This window comes from Paenibacillus tyrphae, from assembly GCF_000722545.1.
Classification (GTDB): Bacteria; Bacillota; Bacilli; order Paenibacillales; family NBRC-103111; genus Paenibacillus_G; species Paenibacillus_G tyrfis.
On the sequence record NZ_JNVM01000012.1, the window covers coordinates 207,182 to 226,527 of the forward strand.

The following is a 19,346-nucleotide window of genomic DNA, read 5'->3' on the forward strand; positions in this document are numbered from 1 at the left end:
CTCCCCCTAGAACACGCCTTCTTCGCCGAATTTTTTGGCCAGTCGATTCGCGCCAAGCACCAAGATCAGACCGACGACCGATTTAAACAAACCGACCGCGACACCGAAGCTGAACCGGCCGCCGCCGAGACCTGCGCCCCCGATGCCTTCGCGGTAGACAAACGTCTCGAACACGTCGCCGACCGGGTACACCAGATCGTTAAGCATCAGGAAAATTTGCTCGAAGCCGACATCCAACACGTTGCCGAGCCGAAGTATGAGCAAAATCAGAATCGTGCTGCGCAGCGCGGGCAGCGTTACATGCCACAGCTTGTGCCAGCGGTTCGCGCCGTCGACGGTCGCCGCTTCGTACAGCTGCGTGTCCACGCCGGAAAGCGCTGCCAAAAAGATAATGGTCCCCCACCCGACTTCCTTCCAAATGTTCTGGAGCACAATCATCGTCCGGAACGAATCCGGGTCAGCCAGAAAGTTATGCGCTTCGCCGCCGAACGAGACGATGAGCTGGTTCACCAAACCGGTTTCGGTATTGAGCAGGATATACGTGATCGAGCCGACCACGACCCAGGAAATAAAATGCGGCAGGTAGACGATCGTCTGGATCGTGCGCTTGAACCATTCCCGCACCAGTTCATTGAGCAGCAGCGCCACGATGATCGGAGCCGGGAAGTAAAACACGATATTATAAAAGCTGATCAGCAGCGTGTTGCGCAGCAGCCGCCAAAACTGGTCGTATTGGAACAAATCGACGAAGTGCCGGAAGCCGACCCACTCGCTGCCCGTCACGCCGAGAAACGGACTGTATTCTTGAAAGGCCATGACGATCCCGAACATCGGCACATACTTGAAAATCAGGAAGTACAGCACGCCCGGGAGCAAGAGCAGGTAAAGCTCCCAGTGCGTAAATATTTTTCTCGTAAGCGAAACGTTCCCGACTGACGATCTCAAGTCTCCATCCCCTTCCCGCGATTCGGAGCAAGCCGAGGAGGCTGGCAGGACAGGCGCTCGATCAGCTCGATTTTTAATTTATACGACTTGTTGACGTATTCGCCGCCCATCGCCTGGAACACAAGATGCGCAGCCATGGTGCCCATTTCGTACTTGGGCTGCCGGACTGTCGTTAAGGGAGGAGACAAGTATTCCGCCACCTGAATATCGTCGAAGCCGACGATCGATACGTCCCCCGGTACGCTCAGGCCGAATTCGCAAAGCGCCTTGTAGCCGCCGATCGCCATTTCGTCGTTGCCGTAGAAGATCGCGGTAGGACGCTCTTCCTGCATGAGCAGCACCTTGGTCGAATGATAGCCGCCCTCTTCCGTGAAATTGCCGACCAGCATCCATTTCGTATTGGCGATTCCTTCTTCTTGCAGCGCTTTCAAATAGCCTTCTTTACGGTGCTGGCTGCCCAGCGAATTGCTCGGTCCCCCAATCCAGGCGATATCGCGGTGTCCCTTCTCCATGAGATAACGGGTCGCTTCGTATCCGCCCTGAACGTTATCCGCTGCCACATTCATGATGAAATCGCCTTCGACATAGCGGTCCATCACGACGATCGGGCAGCCTTCCCGGGCCGATTCGCGCAGCAGATGCTCGCTGATGTTCGGGTCGAGCACGATCGCGCCGTCCACTCTTCGCTCCTGCAAAAATTTATACGCTGTCGAGTCGGCCCCGCCGACCGAACTGCACGCAATCAGATCGAAGCCGTTGGACAGCGTGACTTCCTGCGTCCCGCGGATCAGCTCGGAGTAATAAGGACCCGACAGGTCGCTTAAAATGAGCAGAATCGTCTTCGTCGACTTGCGCTTGAGATCCATCGCGAAGCCGTTCTTTTGGTAATTCAGCTCCTTGGCTGCCTGTAGTACCAATTCGCGGGTTTTCGGACTTACTTTATCGCTTCCGCTGAGTGCGTAGGATGCGGTCGAAAGCGCCACTCCCGCATGCTTTGCAACGTCTTTAATCGTAACCATAGTTCCCCCCGATAAAGCTATTCGAAATTTATCGAAACGTTTCGATTTGTTTTTATTATAGCTCCCGAGGAAGGTTTGGTCAATGCGGGTCATAAAAGCGTCACAGAACCTGTTAGGCGTCGGAGGCGGCCCCGGCCAAGAAAAAAAGCACCGGTCTTCAGGCCGATGCTCTAGTGCTCGTTTTGCGTATATTGGCTTGCTCCTATCCGTGCTGCGGGTAGGCCAGAGGAGAATCGCAATAAGGGCATGTTTTATTCTCGCCGGGCTGCAGCAGAGCGGACGATCCACAACCGGGGCATTCAACGGTCTTGGGCATTTGGGGCTGCGGCCTGCTCTGCTGCGGCACGAAGCTATCTCCGTTCACGGACACGTTGACATTCACCATCGAGGCCCCAGGGGCCCATTGATTGAAGACAATGGACATCGAGTACATATCGATGAAAGCGTCCTGGAACACGCCAAGATAAATCATGCGCTGCAAGTCGTTGACCACCACGGCCGGCCGCTGGTTCGTCGTCTCCGCCAAGGCTTGGACGGAAGTCACTCCCTGCACCAAAACGAGATGACGGTAGTGGTCATATCTGGCAAAAAGCTGCTTGCGCCGCTGCCCGCTCTTCCACAGCATGTATATGCCGGGAATCAAGTCAAGGAGGACAACCCACACCATCACCCAATACTGAATATCGCTCCCTGCGGCCAAGTGAGACAAGAACGAAATTAGAAACGGGATAAAAATAATAAGAAACGTCGTGCCGGCGTTTTTCCAGTCAATGACTTTCTGGTAGCTCAAATCGCGGTGCTTCCATAGCCGGATAGCCAGCAAAACGATGCCGATCGGAAAAAAGAAAATAAATCCCAGCGCTATCGCAACGCCGCTTATGGCTGGACGATCATAATTCAAGAAGGCTCCCTCATCTCTATATATACTTCGACATGCCTATTTTTACTGCGGGTAACTTAGCAAGGAATCACAATAAGGACAAGCTTTGCTCTCGCCAGGCCGCACTATTGTAGACGAACCGCAGCCATGGCACTCAACCGACTTGGGCAATCGTTTTTCCGACGGTTTGTATACAGGCATCGGCTCGTTCCATTCTTGAATGTGGCCGTCGTCGTTCCCATCGCCAGTACCCTCGCGGGCAACAAAACCTTTCTGATGGAAAATAAGGGTCAACGAATACATATTTATGGAAGCATGCGGAATCATGCCGCGACCGATCATGCGTTTCAAATCGTTGATCACCACGACCCGGCGCTGGTTGATTAATTTCTCGATGCCGAGAATGGATTTGATCCCTTGCTCCATGATGATATTGCGATAAAGCATGTACCGGTCATTGAGCCGCTTTCGCTGCCACTGGCTTATCCCTAACAGGAATACACCCGGAAGAAGAAAAAATAGTTGATTGATTTCATTCGTGAAGATTAAGCACATCAAAGGAAACATAATCAAAAACGCCGTGCCCGCAACTGCCCAATCATATATTTTTTGATAGCTCAAGTTCCGATGCTTCCGTACACGGATAACGAACAGAATGATACCGGCCGGGAAAAAGAGAACCAAAGCCAGTACCACTAGCACGCCGTTTATCGCCGGTTTATCCATATCCAATTCGCTTTCCGCCTCCCCTCTTGATGTGCTGAATACCTGCCTTCTATCCGCTCTTCGGATACGTTAGAGGGGAATCGCAATACTGACACGCCTTGCTTTCGCCGGGCTGCAGCAAGGTCGACGAACCGCAGCCGGGACACTCCACTGTCTTCGGCTGCAGCTTCTCCACCGTTTTGGACGACGAGGTCGTTTCGATGTGCCCGTTTATGAGTAAATCGAACATATCTTTGAGATCAACGTCTTTTGCCAAATCTTCCAATTCCTTCATTGCTGCAGCGCGTTTTGAGGAGAAATCCCTTTCCGGCGGTTCTGCAGTCCGCTTCATAACGATGGTCATTGAATGCATATCGACAAAAGCATCCTGGAACGCGCCAAGATAGATCAGGCGTCTCAAATCGTTGGCAACGACCGCCGGCCTCTGCTTGGTCATCTCCACGATCGTCTGGATCGAAGTAATTCCTTCTGTTGCGACGATATGACGATAATGATCGTACAGGGCAAAAAGCTGCTTGCGTTTCTGTCCGCTCTTCCACAGCATGAACAGCCCCGGCAGCAGCAGAAACAAGATAACGGCGATACAAGACAAATAGAGCCCCCCCATCTTCTTCTCTTGGACGGCGAAGGACAGGGTAAAGTAAAGCGGAAATACAGATAACCCAAATAAAGTAAATAATGTTGCCCCGGCGTTTTTCAAATCCAATACTTTTTGATAACTCAGCTCGCGATGCTTCCACAGTCGGATAGCCACCAAAATGAGACCCGCTGGAAAAAACAAGAGGAACGCCAGTAGGATCCAGCCGCCTTTTATAGCAGGTCTATCGTCAAATTCCAAGCGTGTTCCCTCATCTCTTCTATATTGCTCTGATGCACCGTGCCGACCTCATTTCAACGTGATCAGCTGGCTGTTTCTGCGGCCCAGGTCGGCGGAGATATCGCGCAGAAGCTTGCGGGACATCTCGACCTTGCCCGTCTCTCCCGCCTGATCACTGAGCCCGCGGACGCAGCGCTCCAATTCCTTGATCTGCCACAGCAAGTTCTCCTCCATATGGATCATCGAAGGATGGGAAACCGGGTCGCTGTACTTCACTTTTTCGATCAGCTCCCGCACTCCCGCATTCAACGCTTCCCGTTCCTCGATTTCCTCTTCTTCCAGCGCATAGCTCACCGAGTCGAGAGCCAGCTTCATCTGCTTCATCAACTGCATCTGTGCCCTTTGATCGTCCTCTTGATTCCGCACATAATTCGTAAAATGATAGGCAAGCCCCATCCCGATCGCCCAGACCGCGGCGGTGATGACTTCAATCACCACGTAAGAGGTCAGGGAAATCCGCAAGGTGAGCCAGAAGAATGCCGTATGAAAAATAGCGGCAGCTCCATACAACACCGATATCGTAACGAAGGTCAAGGAGGCGGGAAGCCCGTCTCCACGACGGTTTTGCTTCACTTCGGGTACAGCGCAGTAATAACATGCCGCTTCCGCAAGAACGATGGAGATCAAGGAAGTCCACCAGTGCCCTGTTCCCCAATCCTCCACACTGCATAAGAAAAAGGCAGCTACGGTTACCAAGACAATGAGGCCGAACATCAATTTGGCGGCCACGGCAGGCAAACGATTCATATTCATCTCAAGCTCCTTTTCACCCTAACTTATTCCCGCATTCAAAACAAAACTTTTGCCCCGGCTGTACGACCTGCTGACACTGACTGCAAGTGAGCACCATACTCTTGCCGCACTCCGGACAAAACTTCGCCCCCGCTTCCACCATCGTCGCGCATTGAGGACAAGGAGCGCCCAGCGACTCCCCGCATTTCGCGCAATGAAGCGCTTGTTCCGGGTTATCCGCTTGGCAGCGTGGACAAGGATGGTACTTATCGCCGCAGTTCGGGCAAAACTTCGATCCCGCCGGAAGGGAATGTCCACATGCTTGGCAGGCAACGTCCGAGGAAGCAGCTCCCTGCTTGAGCGAATGTCCGCACCCTCTGCAAAAGCTGGAATCATGCGCATTGCTCATGCTGCAATTCGAACAAGTCTGAACGGGAGTAGACACATCCATATGTCCCGTCAACCGCGAAAACGAATCGCCAATCGTCATACCGACGCCTTGACCGAGCCCCAGACCGATGCCCGCTCCCAAGAAGGCCGATGAATTCCCTTCGTTCTTCGCCGCGCTTTCCAGCGTATTGAAGGTTCTTTCCTGCTGGTAGGAGAAGCCAAGAATGTCCATTTCCGCTTTTTTCGCCAGCGCTTCCTTTAACCGCTTCGTGGCCGGATCTTCCTCGGGCAGATTGATGGAATCGATCTGGAAGCCGACTAGGCGAATTCCGTACTCTTGAAAAATCGAAACGATTCGACTTTCCATATGTTTGGAGATTTCGGAGATATAAGCGTTGATTTCCAGAATGCTAATTTTTTTATGTACCAGATAAGCGGAGATGAGCTCTTTGATGTTCATCATCAAGATGCTGCGAAAATATTTGCCAAGCGCCGCTTGATCGACCGCCGGAAGCGTTCCGACCAGCTTAAGCAGAAACTTGCGCGTGTCTTCGATCTGGATGCCTAGCTGACCGAACGCCCGGACCGATACCATCATGTGGTATTTGGGCTCCTGCAGTTGAATCGGAGTCGGCGTCCCCCATTTCAAGTCCAGCTTGTGCAGCTTGTTCACGAACCAAATTTCCGCCGTAAACGGCGACTTGCCGCCAAAAGGCAAATTGACGACGGAGGAAAGAACCGGAATATTTTGCGTCGATAGCGTATGCCGGCCGGGACCGAGCAGGTCAAGCGCCTCCCCGCCTTTGAACAACAGCGCTTCCTGGGTTTCATTGACGATCAGTTGAGTCCATGTGCCTAGTTCCTGGTTCGGATATTTCCATACCAATAAATCGGGCGGCCCGTCGAATTTGACTACTTCTATAATTGCCATCTAGGTACCCCTTTCCATATGCTGGTCTCACGTGAAATCCTTTTACATTAATATACTACGAAATTAGCCCTTTTTGGACTCAAAATTTTCCATTTGATGCGTTATAACAGACATTTTTGCTAGATTTCTACAAGAGGCGGCAAGACTTGGAGTGGTTTTGTCGGGGAGGATGTCGAGAAGTCCTATTTTCAAAAAATACATACGCGCCGTATAATTGTTATAACAGTTTGACATATTAATAAGGAGAATGATGAGATGAGCAAGGTGGTTAGGATGGAGCGAAAAGTCGCCAAATTCGGCAACAGCTTAGGCATCACAATGACGGAGGCCTTCAAACGAATCGGAGTGGAACTCGGTGATTCGGTACAGATCAATGTGCGGGAACAAGACGGGGAGATCGTCATACGAAAAGCAAACAAAGTTTCCCTGCCCACAGGAATAAGTCCGGATTTTATAGATACCCTTTCGCAAGTCATGGAGGAGTATGATGAAACACTGAGAGGGTTAAAAGATAGATAATGGCTCACGTTCGTTATTTAACCATTCAAGAGGTCATCGCCGTAAACGTAGCCGTTATTCAAAAATATAGTCTGGGGGAGCATATCGGAGTAAAAAGCAACAGCTTGTTGGAGTCAGCCGTTCTGCGTCCTCAGTCTTCTGCGTTTGGAAAAGATGCTTATAGGACCCTATTCGATAAAGCAGCTTCCCTTTTCGAATCTTTGGGGCAAAATCATCCTTTTCAAAATGCAAACAAACGAACGGCATTTACCGCTTTAGTCATTTTCCTTCGGTATAACGGCCATCGGTTTGTGATGGATGTTAAGAAGGCAGAAGATTTTACTGTGGATATGGTGAATCATAAGTTCTCTTTTGAAGAGCTGGTCGAAATTATCGAGCAGCATGCTGTGGTTATTGATTCGGAGTAACATATTTAAAAGAAAATGGGCCGAGGACCACGGTTCTCAGCTCATTTGTCAACAACTGCAGCTTCCGCTCAATCGGCATTGCTGCTATTTAAGCGATATACCGTAATGAATCGTAGATTCAGCCCGCCTTTTCGCTTCTGAACCTATCTTCTCCGGAATGGAATAACCGACGACCGGCACACATTTTTCCGGTTCAGCCGGACGATTTCGTTGATGCCGTATTTGTCGAATTTATCGGTCAAATCATTGCAGCCGTATTTCAATTTGAATTCCATCTCTTCCTGATACAAGGGGACAATGGAGTAGAACCGGATCGTTCTCTCCGAGTCCATCTCCAGCGTCAGAAAATCGGGATGTACCATGATGGGCGGCAGCAAAATGACTCCGTTCAATTTCGTCTGGTCCGACAAAGGACGCGCGGGATCGCCGTTAGGCACCGTATGTCCGTGACCTAGCCACGTCTCGTACTCATGAGGAAGCCTGGCCAGCATCTTGAGCCAACGGACCGGCCAATAATGATCCTCGTCGGCGAAGGCTTCCTGCGTGATCGGCCATTCGGGCGGCAAACAAATCATCAGTTCCGCATAATTGTAACCCTCGATACCTTCGGGAACGTTCATCGGCAAATAGCTCATCCCCGTCGTAAACAACGTGTGGTAGTTCCGTTCCTGCGTCGGCTTAATATGATAAACGTCGATATGGACGATGTCGGAAATAATTTCATGAAATACGTTGTCGATCTCGCCGATGTATGTCTCGAAATGCCGTTCGATCTTCTCGCTCCAACCTTCCTCACCATAGTTGGGCGGCATATAACTGCGTTCCTTATCCTCATACGTATAAATCCGGTTGCCCGATTCCGAATAATCCGAAGGCTTGACCAAAGAAATGCACCTCTGCTCTCGATTCGTTCCCTTTTTTTCCAACCTGCACCACTTCTCTTATTATCGACAGAATCATGAGGAGATTGAATAGAGGGACAGCCGATAAAATGTTGGCTGCAAACGAAAAAGGAGTCCATTCCTCTTTTTTCAGAGGGTTGAACTCCTTATCCCAAGACCCGTGTTTCCTATTTTTTCGAATTAAAGTACGCTTTATCTACCTTAAGCTGTTGTTTCAAAATCCGGTTGAACAAACCTTTGCTGATCTCCCCGGTTCCTTTGGACACAGCGGTCCTCAGCACTTCCCCGCCAGGCAAAGTCTTTTCATAAATTTTATCCCTGCCATTTTGTCGAATCAATAACCAACCGTCCCACTTTAAAAACTCTCCAAATCGCTCCAGCTAGGCATGGAACATTCTTGCTACAGATTCAATATCGTCTTCTAATATTACACGTAAAACATATGGTGCATGTTTATGGCGGTTTGGACTGTTGTAATAGCGGGAATAGTTAGCTTCATAATCAATTGCATACTCGACTAATTGTCTCGCCAGCTCGAATCGCAGTCCTTCGAGTGTTTCAGCATCGGCAACGATATCTTCAATTTGTTCTATAGAACCGGCATATACACCATCTTCATCTTGCTCGTATTCAAAAGTCAATTCATAAGCGGATAATAGTTCCTTCATCTGTTGCTTAGAGAAAGCCAAGATTACATCTCGATTACGCTTCACGGCTTGGGGTTTTTCTCGCACAACGGAATCAATGAAACCGCCAAAATTTGCTCGTACCTCGGTAGCATTAAGCAACGTTTGCATGAATATCCCTCCTCACCTCCATTATAACAATTGTTTTTCAAAATGTACATAATGTACTCTATGTACATTCATATCCAGTAAGCTTGCCATTTATTCATACATTTTAGGAAAAAAGAACATAACGACTTATAACGACGGCGACCATCAGAAATGGAAAATTGACACAGCGGTTTAGTCAGCCCTACCCGGTGAGAGGCTTTTTTTATATACTCCAAGTGCCTCAAGAAACAGCCCAACAAACATATGTCTTAAGCTTCGTTTACTTTTATCCGATCTATCCGCTATGCTGAAAGTAACCGCATTACCACCAGAGAGGAGAGACATCGTCGTGTTACCCGAGCATATTCGCCGGATTATCGAGCGATTCCGCTGTTTTGAATCCGTCGAGCCGGAAGATTGGCAGCATCCGGACATCGCCGTTACTCGCGTTCCTGTAAGCCAAGCCATCCGCCAAGGACGGCTGCTGGAGCACGCGATATTCACGCTGGACGGCAGCATTCGCGTCTACAAAGTTAGCGAGACGGGAAGAGAAATTACGCTATACCGTGTTCGGGGAGGTGAATGCTGCGTCTTGATGATGGCCAGCATTTTGGGCGAAATGGAATATGAAGCGTCCGCATCGGTCGAGACTCCCTCGGAGCTGTTCATCCTCCCCATTGACGTGTACAAGCAGTGGATCGAGAAGTATAAGCCGCTCCGCCAATACATTTACCGAATGTTCACGCAGCGGATGTCCATCGTCACCACCCTGATCGACGATGTCGCCTTTAAGCCGATGGAATACCGCATCGCCGACTTTCTCCTGCAAAAGACGCCCGGAACCTCAACTACGCTGCGTATCACGCATGATGAAATCGCCGTCGAGCTAGGCACTGCAAGAGAAGTCATCAGCCGGAAGCTGAAGGAGTTCGAAAAGGAAGGGTGGCTTGTCTTAGGCCGGGGATGAATTCAAGATATTCGGCGAGCCGCGCTTGAACAAGTGAAAACCCGTTATGTGACTTAGTCACATAACGAATGGGAACCGTCCGCTACAATAAGAGATGCAAACCATTATTTTAGCGGAGGGATCACGATGAAAAATGTAGGCGGCTTTGACTTGGTATTCCGGATTGTCGCAGGACTGGCGCTGCTCTCGCTTTTATTCTTGCTGGAAGGAGGAAGCAAGTATATCGGCTTGATCGGGATTCCTCTGCTCTACACGGCCCTTACGCAAAAATGTCTCATGAACCGTTTGCTCGGCATCAATTCATGCAAGCTTTGACTTCCAGCTTCATCCGCGGCCGCCCGGAGCGCTCCTACCGCTTTCGGAGGGCCGTTTTGCGTTCCCACCGTGCCCCCGCTTACACTATCGAATTATTGCTGTCCTATTCTTGCTCTATTATCAGAACGCGCGACTTCGGTTTATAATGAGTGGCAGAGGGGAGGCCCCAATATGAACGACGCACTATTTCAGTCGGTGTACGAGACGATTTTGCAGCGCGACACCCGCTACGACGGGCGGTACTATATCGGAATCACATCGACGGGAATCTTTTGCCGGCCTTCGTGCCGCTCCCGCATTCCGAAGCCGGAAAACGTTAAAATATATGGCAGTATCGAAGAAGCGCTGCAAGCGGGATTCCGGGCATGCAAAAGGTGCCGTCCGGAACAGCCGGGCGAGCATGGACCGGATGCGCAAATCGCTCATGCCGTGAATGAATTGATCAAGCGGCGCTACTCCGAGCCTTTGACGCTTGGCGACATAGGAGCGGAGCTCAAAATGAGCCCCTACCACTTGCAGCGCGTGTTTAAGCGGGTTACCGGAACGACTCCCTCGAAGCAGCTGCTCCATATCCGTATGGAAGAAGCACAGCGGCTGCTTGCCGCAAGCGAGCAGCCGATAACGGATATCGCGGCAGAAGTCGGTTTCCGCAGCCCGTCCCACTTTACATCCGTATTTCACAAGACGGTCGGCTGTACGCCGATGGAATACCGGGAAACCGCCGGCACCCGTTAAGCCGGTCAAGAAGGAGGCATACTTATGGAAAAAACAACGACCGAGGTGTATTGGACGGCCATCCGTCATCCCAAGTTCGGGGACAGGCCGCTCTATCTGGCCGCTACGAAGCAGGGCTTATGCCGGATTACTTGGCCTAATGAATCATTCGACACCTTAACTACATGGGTGGTTAAATATATTCCGGGCGCCGTGCTGACGAACGATCAAGAGCCGTTATCCGAATACGTCGGGCAGCTGAAGGAATATTTGGAAGGGGCCCGCCAAACGTTCGACCTTCCCCTCGACATGCGGGGTACAAAGTTCCAAACCGCCGTCTGGCAGGCGCTAACCCGCATTCCCTATGGCGAAACCCGCAGCTACTCGGACATTGCCGGGGAGGTGGGCAGTCCGGCGGCCGTCCGGGCCGTAGGCACGGCGAACGGTGCCAACCCGATCCCCATCGTCGTTCCTTGCCATCGCGTGATCGGCAAAAACTCCGCGCTCACGGGGTTCCGGGGCGGTCTGCAGGTGAAGCAAGAGCTGCTCCGGCTGGAAGGCTTCGAAGATTTTACGCTTGAGGGACATGCCCGATTTCAGTTTTGACTTGATTGCGAATCCGCGCAAAAAAACTGCTCCCCATAGCTTGATAGCTTGGAGGAGCAGTTTCCGTTTCCGATCTATGATTCAGTTGGCGGCGTGAAGGTACGCTGCGCCAATTGGGCATCGAGCATATAGAACGCATTGCTGTCGTTATCGATGCGGCGAAGCTTCTGAATGATGCTGTCGAACGTAGCTTCCTCTTCGACCTGTTCATCGATGAACCACTTCAAGAAGTTGATCGTCGCGTGCTCGCGCTCGTTCCATGCAATATCCGACAGCTCATAGATGCGTTTAGTCACGGTTTGCTCGTGAGCAAACGCATGTTCAAAAGCATCCAGCAGCGAGGTATATTGGTTTTGCGGATCCTCCATTCCACTGACATGGGCACGCTTGCCCAGCGTGTTAATGAAGTGAAAAATTTTCATGGCATGAAATTTTTCTTCCTCGGCTTGTACGATAAAAAAGTTCGCAAAACCGTCGAAGCTTTCCGACGAGCAGTATCCGGCCATAGCCAGATATACTTGGGAGGAATAAAATTCGTAGTTCATTTGTTCGTTCAGCTTGGCGAGCAGGTTCTCACTTAGCATCAGGTCACGCCCCTTGTTCGCAGTCTATCCGAGGTTTTCCCTCTATAGTAGGTGAAAAAAAGAAATTACTTCCCACACCTGTTCTTAGTATGTTGTAACTCTTTCCAAATGTAAAGCAATTTCTGGCACACCTTATTCCACAAAATAGTGTCCCCAAATCACGCACCAACGATACGGCGATTCTTTTCTCCATCAATCAAAATACTGCATCTCCATAAACGCCCGTAACAATCGGCAGCAAAACCATACAATATCTTATCCTGCGAAAAGGGGAGGATATTGTGGCTACGTTTAAGGCTGCACTGCGAATGAAAAGAAAGATGGCCCCACACATATTGAAAAAATCGGGTATTCACGGGGTTGGAATAGGCTACAAAGATCCTGCGAATCCAAAAAAGGGCGCAGCCGTCATCGTCTATACGGATAAGGTTTCTTCCGCAAACCTGGGTCTGATTCCCGCAATGTTTTCCGCCAAAGCGAAGGGCAAAGGAGCCGCCGTCCCAATCCGCGTCGTCAAAACGGGAAAAATGCGGGCACACGCGAACTACACCCGCCGGATTCGTCCCGTACCTCCCGGCTACAGTGTCGGTACTCCGGTGGAGTCGGGCAGTGCAGGCCTTATTGTGACAAACAATTCCAAGGCCGCAAGCCGTTATTTGCTGAGCAATAACCATGTGCTGAATCCAAACAATGCGAACCGCGCTACGGAAACGATTCAGCCCGGCGGCGCCGACGGAGGCCGTTCCGTCACGGACCGCATCGGCCGTTTATACAGCTATATAAAGCTGAAGAAAAACAAAGATAATTTTATCGACGCGGCGCTCTCCGTCCCTACCAACAACCGTCTGCTTAATCCGGACTATCCGACGGTCGGAGCCATTCCCGGCTATGTGACGTCGTATCGGGTGGGAGAGCAATTAAAGAAAGTGGGACGCACGACAGGCTTGGTGAACGGAAGGGTGGAGTCGATCGACACCGATATACAAATCGACTACGGCGGCAGTCTGGGGGTTCTTAACTTCAAAAATCAAACGGTGATCCGAGGAACTACCCCTATTTCGCTGGCCGGCGATTCCGGATCGGTATGGCTCAGACGCTCGGACCATTACGCCGCGGCCATCAATTTTGCGGGCACGTCGGACGGCCGTCTTTCCATTGCCTTTCCCGTCCATTGGGCGATGCAGGCATTCGGAACGAAGGTGGCTCTGGCGAGCGGCGCAGGCAGAGTAAAGCAGATCCAAGCCGTGAAAGCCTCCCGCGCCTATGTCCGTAAGCTGCCTGCAGAAGTGCTTGCCCGAATCAAGCCCAAAAAAGCTGTAAGAACCTAACAGGCCGCAGCTCCATAACGTAAAAAGCACTGAGCGCCATGGCCAGTGCTTTTTGTTTTAATCCTCGAACGGCTCTCCCGATAAGTTTCCATCCAAAATATCGTCAATAATGCCGGCTGCCTTAGCCAGGAAAGCTTTCCACTTCAGACCCGGCAGCAAAATCAACTCGTCATGCTCGACATCGAGGCTGCCCAGACATTTTTTGTCTTTTACCCACACAATAAAGCCCGTATTGGAGTAATTTTCAATGTCTTTGACCAGATCGATGAATTGCCTGCCTCTCCACTCCAGCACTCTGACGTCAAATATCGTTTCGAATTCAATGTATTCGGTTGTTTTCGAGTCCGTAAGATCAATCCTTCGATTCTCGATCCCAAGCCATTTGATAATATCAGCCGGCAAGCCCAGTCGCTTAAGCTCCTTTACCCGGCTATCCATCTCATGCCAAATCGGAGGTTCGAATTGCTTGATGTACGCCATCAGCTCCGTATAGTTATTCTGTTTGGCATAAGAATAAGCCCGGTCGCCGTTCTTGTCCTTAATCGTGACGTCGGCGCCATGTTCAATTAAGTACTTTACGATTTCAAAATGGTTGATCGAAGCGGCCATCTGGACGGGGGTCGTACAATACGGAAACACCTGACTGCGACCGTTAAAGTTGACATCGGCTCCATGCTCCACGAATAATTTGACGAATTCGAATTTTCCGGACCCTGCGGCTTTACGAAGGGCGTCCCCGCCTGCGTAGGTTCTCATATCGAAACCCAATTCGAGTAAAGCACGCACTCCCTTGTGATTGCCGAAGGCAAGGGCCCTTCCCACAGCGGAATTCTGAACATGGTTAATAGCATTTAGATCAGCGCCCGCTTGTAACAATCTTTCAAATAGATCGCGCGTTCCATACCTAGCGGCGTGAGGCATCACAGGGTGCTTCTCATCGTTCAAATGATCGAGTACGTACTTGTCCAATAAAAGCCGGGCCAAGGCCAGCCGCTTGTACTCCAACGCCTGGTTTAAAATATGGACGGGAAGCGTGCTCCCTTCCAGTAATCCGTGCTTTTCCAAAGCGACCACGACCCCGTCCGTATCGTTGCTTTGGATGCAGCTGACAACTTCTTTTTCAACTTCGGTCATGATAGCCTAGCCTCCCAATCGAATCCAAAACCTCTTGACGATACTGCCGTCGTCTTCCGTAAATTCCGATTCAAACCTGCCGCCATGTTTCAATATCGTCTTCTCCGAGCCGAGGTTGTCCTTGTCACAGACCAACAGCACTTGGTCCAATCCCATCGCTTTGGTGATTTGCAGCGTCTGGGCCAGCAAGGCGCTCGCATAGCCCTTGCGCCTATAGCCGGGGCGTATGCCATAACCGATATGGCCGCCGCTGTTCAGGAGCTTTTCGTTTAAGCGATGACGAATGTTAACCGCACCTACGACAAGGTTCTCTTCGTTAAGCAACCAATAGGTCGAATGAGGTACCCAGTGAGGATTGCTTAATTTCTCCTCGCTGTCTTCCGCATACAGGAACTCCAGCATCGCTTCGAAATCGTCGGGAGCTTGACCGACAACCCAAGGGACTATCGGTTCCCCGCTGCTTATCCAGTCTGCGTAGAACGACAAGTATGGCTCACGATATTCCATAGAAGGTCTGACTAACCGGACCTTGTTCATCCAAATCCCTCCCGTCTTCAGCATCGAACTCTCCCACATATCATTCACAATTTGGTCTATTATAGCTCCTCTCCCTCCTATTGGCAATGAAACCCTACGGCTTCCGCCCGATCAACGCAAAAAAGGCGCCTTTATAGGCACCTTGTCACAGCATTCGTATGAGGACAACAGCGGTTATGCCAGGCTGCCATTCGCCGCCGCTCCATACTGCTTATCTCTTCTATTTACTGCCAAACGCTGTTCAGAATACCCAGTACGACAAAAGACAGCAAATGCTCCCCAACGGCAATCGCATAAACTTTCATCGGCATGAGACCGAAGGCGGCGTTCTTCAAATACACCAGTGCAATGATGACAGCAACTACAAGCCCCAGGATCAAACCTGACACCAGACCGCTCGCCCCCGTCGCATGAACCAGGAACGCCATGAAGAAAGAGCTCAGAAACGCCACGATGGTAGATGCGACATAAATAAGCGGATTGCGCATATGCCCGTCTTGGATACGGTTCAGTCGTATCCAATGGTTGCCGAACAGGACCGGAGAATAATACAGCGCCCCAAAAGCCATATAAAAAATGGCGCCTGCAAGCACCGCCCAGTAATTTATTTCTGCTAAAGCTGTCGTCATAAGAATCCCCCTGATTATTTTGGCTCTATGGGCAGTGAAATGGCCGTAATGCGGCAGTCCAGATCCAGCGTGCTTGAGTTCGGTCTGATTTGCACCAACTCCACCGGGTCGCCGAGATACCGGTATCCGCTGCGCGGGAGCCAGAAGCTGTACAGTTCGGAATAGCATTCGATCAAAATATCCCGACGGCTGTACTCAATTGGCTCATCAAATTCGTACACAACGAATTTGCCCCCTTGAAAACTCCCTGATTCCACTTCGTTTCCTGTCGGTGTTCCGCTAGGCACGATAATGCAGCAATCGTACCTGCATTTATCAAGCGGCGTAATATAAGGGTTATTGCGCGGAACTCCCAGCAGCCTCGTACCCTTCGTGATCAATTCTCTTGCTTCCGCCCAGCGGTATATTTGCTCCCAAGTGTCTGCGAGTTCTTGCGTATAAGGCCCAAAGTGGTGCGAGAGTACAATATGACCCTCCGGAAACATTTCCGTCTTTACTTTCGACAGGTCCACCCACTGGAATCGAGTATACCTTGTTTCCGGGTTCATTTCTTGCTCATTTCTACTATTTTGTTTAGATTTCTTACTATGGAGATAGCGTCTCGGGAACTTCTCTAGATAAGCCCCTTCTCGCCAAGCTCTGGGACTATGCTGGTACCGCTCCGTAAACGCTGTCGTAAAGTAGGACAGCGAAGTGAAGCCATAGCGCTGCCCAATTTCCGTTACAGCTAATTTCGGCTCATAGATCAAGTCATGCGCCGCTTTCTCCAGTCTTCGCCGTTTGACATAATTGGCAGGCGTCTCCCCTATCATCTCCGTAAACAACCGGTGAAAATGCGAGGGCGAATAAGTAGACCTTTTGGCCAGATTGTCCAAGTTCAAGGTCTGGTCCAGATGATTTTCGATATATTCCAGCACTTTGCCGATCCGAGTGCGCTGTTCTTTATCAAGTTCCGTCATTCCAATGACTCCTGTTCAGGTGGAGGATTCCGATTTTCGTTTTACGGCTGATTTTCAAGCCGTTTCTTAATGTTCTTCAGATCCTTCCGGTTAGCTCTCCGCATCATGAACGACATGAACGGTGCGAACAACACGGAAAACCCGGCCGGATTCCCTCTGTTTCGCAAGGTCATTCGGGTTGCATGGCCGCCGACCGATTCCCAGGTATACATCGTTTCCATCGGAAAAGGTCCGTCAGCCGTGCGCATGACAAGCAACTGACCCGGCTTATATTCGACAATCTGATAGACGTAGGCAAGCTGCTTTCCTAGAAACTGCGCTTTAAAAGCGATTTTGGAACCGACGGCAAGCGGTTTTGGGGTCTGCCATTCGGCTGAATGAATATTGACGTACCATTCTGGAGCCTTATCCGGGTCGGCCGCATAGGCTGAAACTTGATCACGGGGACAGTTGATGATGATTTCCGTTTGAACGTCGACCATGACGGGCTCCTTCCAGTTTATTGTTCGCTACCGCGTAGACAGAACAAATATAGGTTGTCCATATTAGCCACTAAACATATTACCACGAATAAGCTGCTGACGAATATTTTTGCAGCTTGGGAGGTGCCGTTATACCAAAAAAGCACCGGCCGCTTTTGGCTAGTGCTTTTACTTTTTGTGGAAACGGGAAGATCCCGCCTCGCCTATGCAGATATATTCGCCAGAAGTGCCCCAAGGCGATCCATGTTTTGTTCGTTTCCTTCGATGGCATATTTCTTAACCTGTTCGAATTCGACAGCCGTCTCGAAGCGCTGACGAAAAGTAAGTTTCGTTTTGCCGGCAAGGTCCTCGAAAGTAGCCGTCACTTGGAATTTAGGGCCTGATACATGCTGCAAAACAATCCGCTCCGATTCGACGATCTCCACGAAGACGCACTTATTCCGATAATCGGTACCATCCGGTCCATGCATGATAAACTTCCATGTGCCGCCCGGTCTCAGGTCAAACTCCTGAAACGTATTCGTAAAGCCATTCGGTCCCCACCACTGGGATAAGTGCTCAGGCAATGTCCAGGCCTTAAAAACAAGCTCGCGCGGCGCATCGAAAATGCGTGTGGTTGCCAGCTCAAGCTCGTCTGCATTCGTTGCGTTGCTGCTCGCTGCATTGTTTTCGGGCATAGTTATTCCTCCAACGATTTATTTGGTGTCCGTCCTGTATCCTCATTATAGCATGGAGTAAGCCAAGCGGTTTCTTATGGATTGCTATTGCAGCTATACATCGGATTGTCACCAAAAATAGCGCCTTCTTCCGCGAGAGGGCTAGCCCAATCTTCTTTTCCGAGATCAAACCTGCACCTAATTACAAAAGAGCCGCTATCAAAACGATAGCGGCTTTAATCTGCGGCTGGTACAGTTTTATTACCTTGCACCTCGCCTAAGTGTTGCTTTCTCCATCAGCTCTTTCCCGAGATTATGGATTTGGTGTGAGCGTTTTGGAAATAATGCCGTTTACGATAAGCCGAAGAACTTTGACATTCTCCTCAATAAATCCGGTGCCGAGCAACTCATCATGGTTGCCGACAATATCATATTCCGCATAGTTCGCCGATGAGGACGACTTCCACAATAAGGTATCCCCTAGAGCGGCGGTTCCTGCAACAGAGGCATCGGCGATTAATGCATGAATGTTCGCTTGAACGGTTCCCATATTTATGAGTTCATTCTTATACGTTAAGTAAGCATACATTTTATTTTTTACTTTTTCCCGAATGGACGGTGTGAATAAGGACTGCTGGTAGGAGAATTCATTCAGGGCATCCTCGACCTCGCTGTCTATCTCCTTGAGCAACCTTTCTATTTTATCCGTCCTTCTGTAAGAGTCGAGCATTACAATATCCGATACGGAATAACCCCGCTGCTCCATGGCCTTGGCAACCTCAAAAGCAAGATTACCTCCCAACGAATAGCCAAGAAGTATATAAGGCCCTTTCGGTTGAATATTTATAATGGATTCGACATACTGGGTCAGCAACTCTTCGCCATGGAAACGGTCGCCAATAAACTCCAGGCCATAGACCACACAGTGATTTTCGAGTTGCTTGGCCATTTCATGATAGACAATGCTATAACCCGATACTGGCGGGAAGCAAAACATATTTACAGGTCCATGCTCATTCAGACGGATAATCTCACTCTCATCGTTGCCATACTCTTCTTCAAACCTGTGTTTACTAATTTCACGGCCCATTTCCTCGATGGTCGGCATATTAAACGCGGTATGAAGGGGAAGATTGACTCCTATGACCGAATGAACCTGGGTAAGCAATTGCAGCACCTTTAACGAGTGCCCGCCGATCTCGAAGAAGTTGTCCCGGATTCCGACCTTACCGACTCCCAGCACTTCCTGCCAAATTTCCACCAACTGTGCTTCTACAGCCGTACGCGGAGCTACGTATTCCGTTCCGGCCGGCACGCTTCCCTCCGGCGCA

24 protein-coding genes are annotated in these 19,346 nt (G+C 50.3%); 7 read left to right on the top strand and 17 right to left on the bottom strand.

The genetic code is table 11. The features are described from left to right. Positions 1-6 precede the first annotated feature (6 nt). From ET33_RS16525 to ET33_RS16555, 7 genes are all read right to left on the bottom strand, one after another. Positions 7-945, bottom strand: coding sequence for an ABC transporter permease (locus tag ET33_RS16525; RefSeq protein ID WP_036683772.1), 939 nt, complete (start codon positions 943-945; stop codon positions 7-9). Beyond that, complete coding sequence (locus tag ET33_RS16530) at positions 942-1,964, bottom strand: LacI family DNA-binding transcriptional regulator (protein WP_036683774.1); 1,023 nt, start codon at positions 1,962-1,964, stop codon at positions 942-944. Before ET33_RS16530 ends, ET33_RS16525 begins: the two co-directional genes overlap by 4 nt. Before the next feature lie 202 nt (positions 1,965-2,166). Then, the gene (locus tag ET33_RS16535; RefSeq protein ID WP_036683777.1) at positions 2,167-2,865 is read right to left on the bottom strand and encodes a hypothetical protein; all 699 of its coding nucleotides are present in this window, start codon (positions 2,863-2,865) and stop codon (positions 2,167-2,169) included. Positions 2,866-2,907: 42 nt separating this feature from the next. Next, positions 2,908-3,576 (bottom strand): hypothetical protein, encoded by a 669-nt coding sequence (locus ET33_RS16540; RefSeq protein ID WP_036683780.1) that lies wholly within the window; start codon positions 3,574-3,576, stop codon positions 2,908-2,910. Positions 3,577-3,619: 43 nt separating this feature from the next. Next, the gene (locus tag ET33_RS16545) at positions 3,620-4,408 is read right to left on the bottom strand and encodes a hypothetical protein (protein WP_036683782.1); all 789 of its coding nucleotides are present in this window, start codon (positions 4,406-4,408) and stop codon (positions 3,620-3,622) included. A gap of 48 nt (positions 4,409-4,456) precedes the next feature. Further along, the gene (locus ET33_RS16550; RefSeq protein ID WP_036683786.1) at positions 4,457-5,200 is read right to left on the bottom strand and encodes a hypothetical protein; all 744 of its coding nucleotides are present in this window, start codon (positions 5,198-5,200) and stop codon (positions 4,457-4,459) included. A 13-nt stretch (positions 5,201-5,213) separates the two neighbouring features. After that, entirely contained in the window at positions 5,214-6,500 is a 1,287-nt protein-coding gene (locus tag ET33_RS16555; RefSeq protein ID WP_036683790.1) for an SPFH domain-containing protein, read from the bottom strand. Positions 6,501-6,755: 255 nt separating this feature from the next. Between ET33_RS16555 and ET33_RS16560 the strand changes: the two genes are divergently transcribed. Then, positions 6,756-7,019, top strand: a complete 264-nt coding sequence (locus ET33_RS16560) for an AbrB/MazE/SpoVT family DNA-binding domain-containing protein (RefSeq protein WP_036683793.1) — start codon at positions 6,756-6,758, stop codon at positions 7,017-7,019. Continuing rightward, positions 7,019-7,426: a type II toxin-antitoxin system death-on-curing family toxin gene (locus ET33_RS16565; RefSeq protein WP_036683796.1), complete on the top strand. Its 408-nt coding sequence runs from the start codon at positions 7,019-7,021 to the stop codon at positions 7,424-7,426. The genes ET33_RS16560 and ET33_RS16565 overlap by 1 nt, the downstream gene beginning before the upstream one ends. Positions 7,427-7,569: 143 nt before the next feature. On the opposite strand, the gene ET33_RS16570 is transcribed toward ET33_RS16565, so the two are convergent. Together ET33_RS16570 and ET33_RS16580 are read right to left on the bottom strand one after the other, a co-directional pair. Beyond that, positions 7,570-8,310 carry a suppressor of fused domain protein gene (locus ET33_RS16570; RefSeq protein ID WP_036683798.1) on the bottom strand — a complete coding sequence of 247 codons (741 nt, stop codon included), beginning with the start codon at positions 8,308-8,310 and terminating at the stop codon, positions 7,570-7,572. Between the two features lie 398 nt (positions 8,311-8,708). Further along, positions 8,709-9,125, bottom strand: a complete 417-nt coding sequence (locus ET33_RS16580) for a hypothetical protein (protein ID WP_036683800.1) — start codon at positions 9,123-9,125, stop codon at positions 8,709-8,711. Between the two features lie 328 nt (positions 9,126-9,453). Here ET33_RS16580 and ET33_RS16585 point away from each other — a divergent pair, with 328 nt between their 5' ends. From ET33_RS16585 to ET33_RS16600, 4 genes are all read left to right on the top strand, one after another. Then, complete coding sequence (locus ET33_RS16585; RefSeq protein ID WP_081890352.1) at positions 9,454-10,071, top strand: Crp/Fnr family transcriptional regulator; 618 nt, start codon at positions 9,454-9,456, stop codon at positions 10,069-10,071. Positions 10,072-10,197: 126 nt separating this feature from the next. After that, on the top strand, positions 10,198-10,386 hold the full coding sequence (locus tag ET33_RS16590) for a YgaP family membrane protein (RefSeq protein ID WP_036683802.1): 189 nt from the start codon (positions 10,198-10,200) through the stop codon (positions 10,384-10,386). A 171-nt stretch (positions 10,387-10,557) separates the two neighbouring features. Then, positions 10,558-11,121: a bifunctional transcriptional activator/DNA repair enzyme AdaA gene (locus tag ET33_RS16595; RefSeq protein ID WP_036683804.1), complete on the top strand. Its 564-nt coding sequence runs from the start codon at positions 10,558-10,560 to the stop codon at positions 11,119-11,121. Positions 11,122-11,145: 24 nt separating this feature from the next. After that, complete coding sequence (locus tag ET33_RS16600) at positions 11,146-11,706, top strand: methylated-DNA--[protein]-cysteine S-methyltransferase (protein WP_036683808.1); 561 nt, start codon at positions 11,146-11,148, stop codon at positions 11,704-11,706. 74 nt (positions 11,707-11,780) lie between these two features. On the opposite strand, the gene ET33_RS16605 is transcribed toward ET33_RS16600, so the two are convergent. Next, positions 11,781-12,290 carry a ferritin gene (locus ET33_RS16605; RefSeq protein WP_036683810.1) on the bottom strand — a complete coding sequence of 170 codons (510 nt, stop codon included), beginning with the start codon at positions 12,288-12,290 and terminating at the stop codon, positions 11,781-11,783. Between the two features lie 278 nt (positions 12,291-12,568). On the opposite strand from ET33_RS16605, the gene ET33_RS16610 reads away from it, so the two are divergent. Next, the gene (locus tag ET33_RS16610; protein WP_036683815.1) at positions 12,569-13,618 is read left to right on the top strand and encodes a chymotrypsin family serine protease; all 1,050 of its coding nucleotides are present in this window, start codon (positions 12,569-12,571) and stop codon (positions 13,616-13,618) included. A gap of 57 nt (positions 13,619-13,675) precedes the next feature. Here the strand turns inward: ET33_RS16610 and ET33_RS16615 are convergent, their stop codons facing one another. The 7 genes from ET33_RS16615 to ET33_RS16645 all read right to left on the bottom strand — a co-directional run. Next, a complete protein-coding gene (locus ET33_RS16615; protein WP_036683818.1) occupies positions 13,676-14,752 on the bottom strand; it encodes an ankyrin repeat domain-containing protein in 1,077 nt (358 codons plus the stop codon). A gap of 6 nt (positions 14,753-14,758) precedes the next feature. After that, positions 14,759-15,289 (bottom strand): GNAT family N-acetyltransferase, encoded by a 531-nt coding sequence (locus ET33_RS16620; RefSeq protein ID WP_036683947.1) that lies wholly within the window; start codon positions 15,287-15,289, stop codon positions 14,759-14,761. A gap of 224 nt (positions 15,290-15,513) precedes the next feature. Beyond that, entirely contained in the window at positions 15,514-15,918 is a 405-nt protein-coding gene (locus tag ET33_RS16625) for a DUF1761 domain-containing protein (protein WP_036683822.1), read from the bottom strand. Between the two features lie 14 nt (positions 15,919-15,932). Further along, positions 15,933-16,877, bottom strand: coding sequence for an AraC family transcriptional regulator (locus ET33_RS16630; RefSeq protein ID WP_036683832.1), 945 nt, complete (start codon positions 16,875-16,877; stop codon positions 15,933-15,935). Between the two features lie 41 nt (positions 16,878-16,918). Continuing rightward, entirely contained in the window at positions 16,919-17,359 is a 441-nt protein-coding gene (locus ET33_RS16635) for an SRPBCC family protein (RefSeq protein ID WP_036683835.1), read from the bottom strand. Between the two features lie 203 nt (positions 17,360-17,562). Then, on the bottom strand, positions 17,563-18,036 hold the full coding sequence (locus ET33_RS16640) for an SRPBCC family protein (RefSeq protein WP_051775384.1): 474 nt from the start codon (positions 18,034-18,036) through the stop codon (positions 17,563-17,565). Between the two features lie 292 nt (positions 18,037-18,328). Beyond that, the coding region (locus tag ET33_RS16645) for a thioesterase domain-containing protein (RefSeq protein ID WP_235206731.1) at positions 18,329-19,346 on the bottom strand (1,018 nt) is incomplete at its 5' end.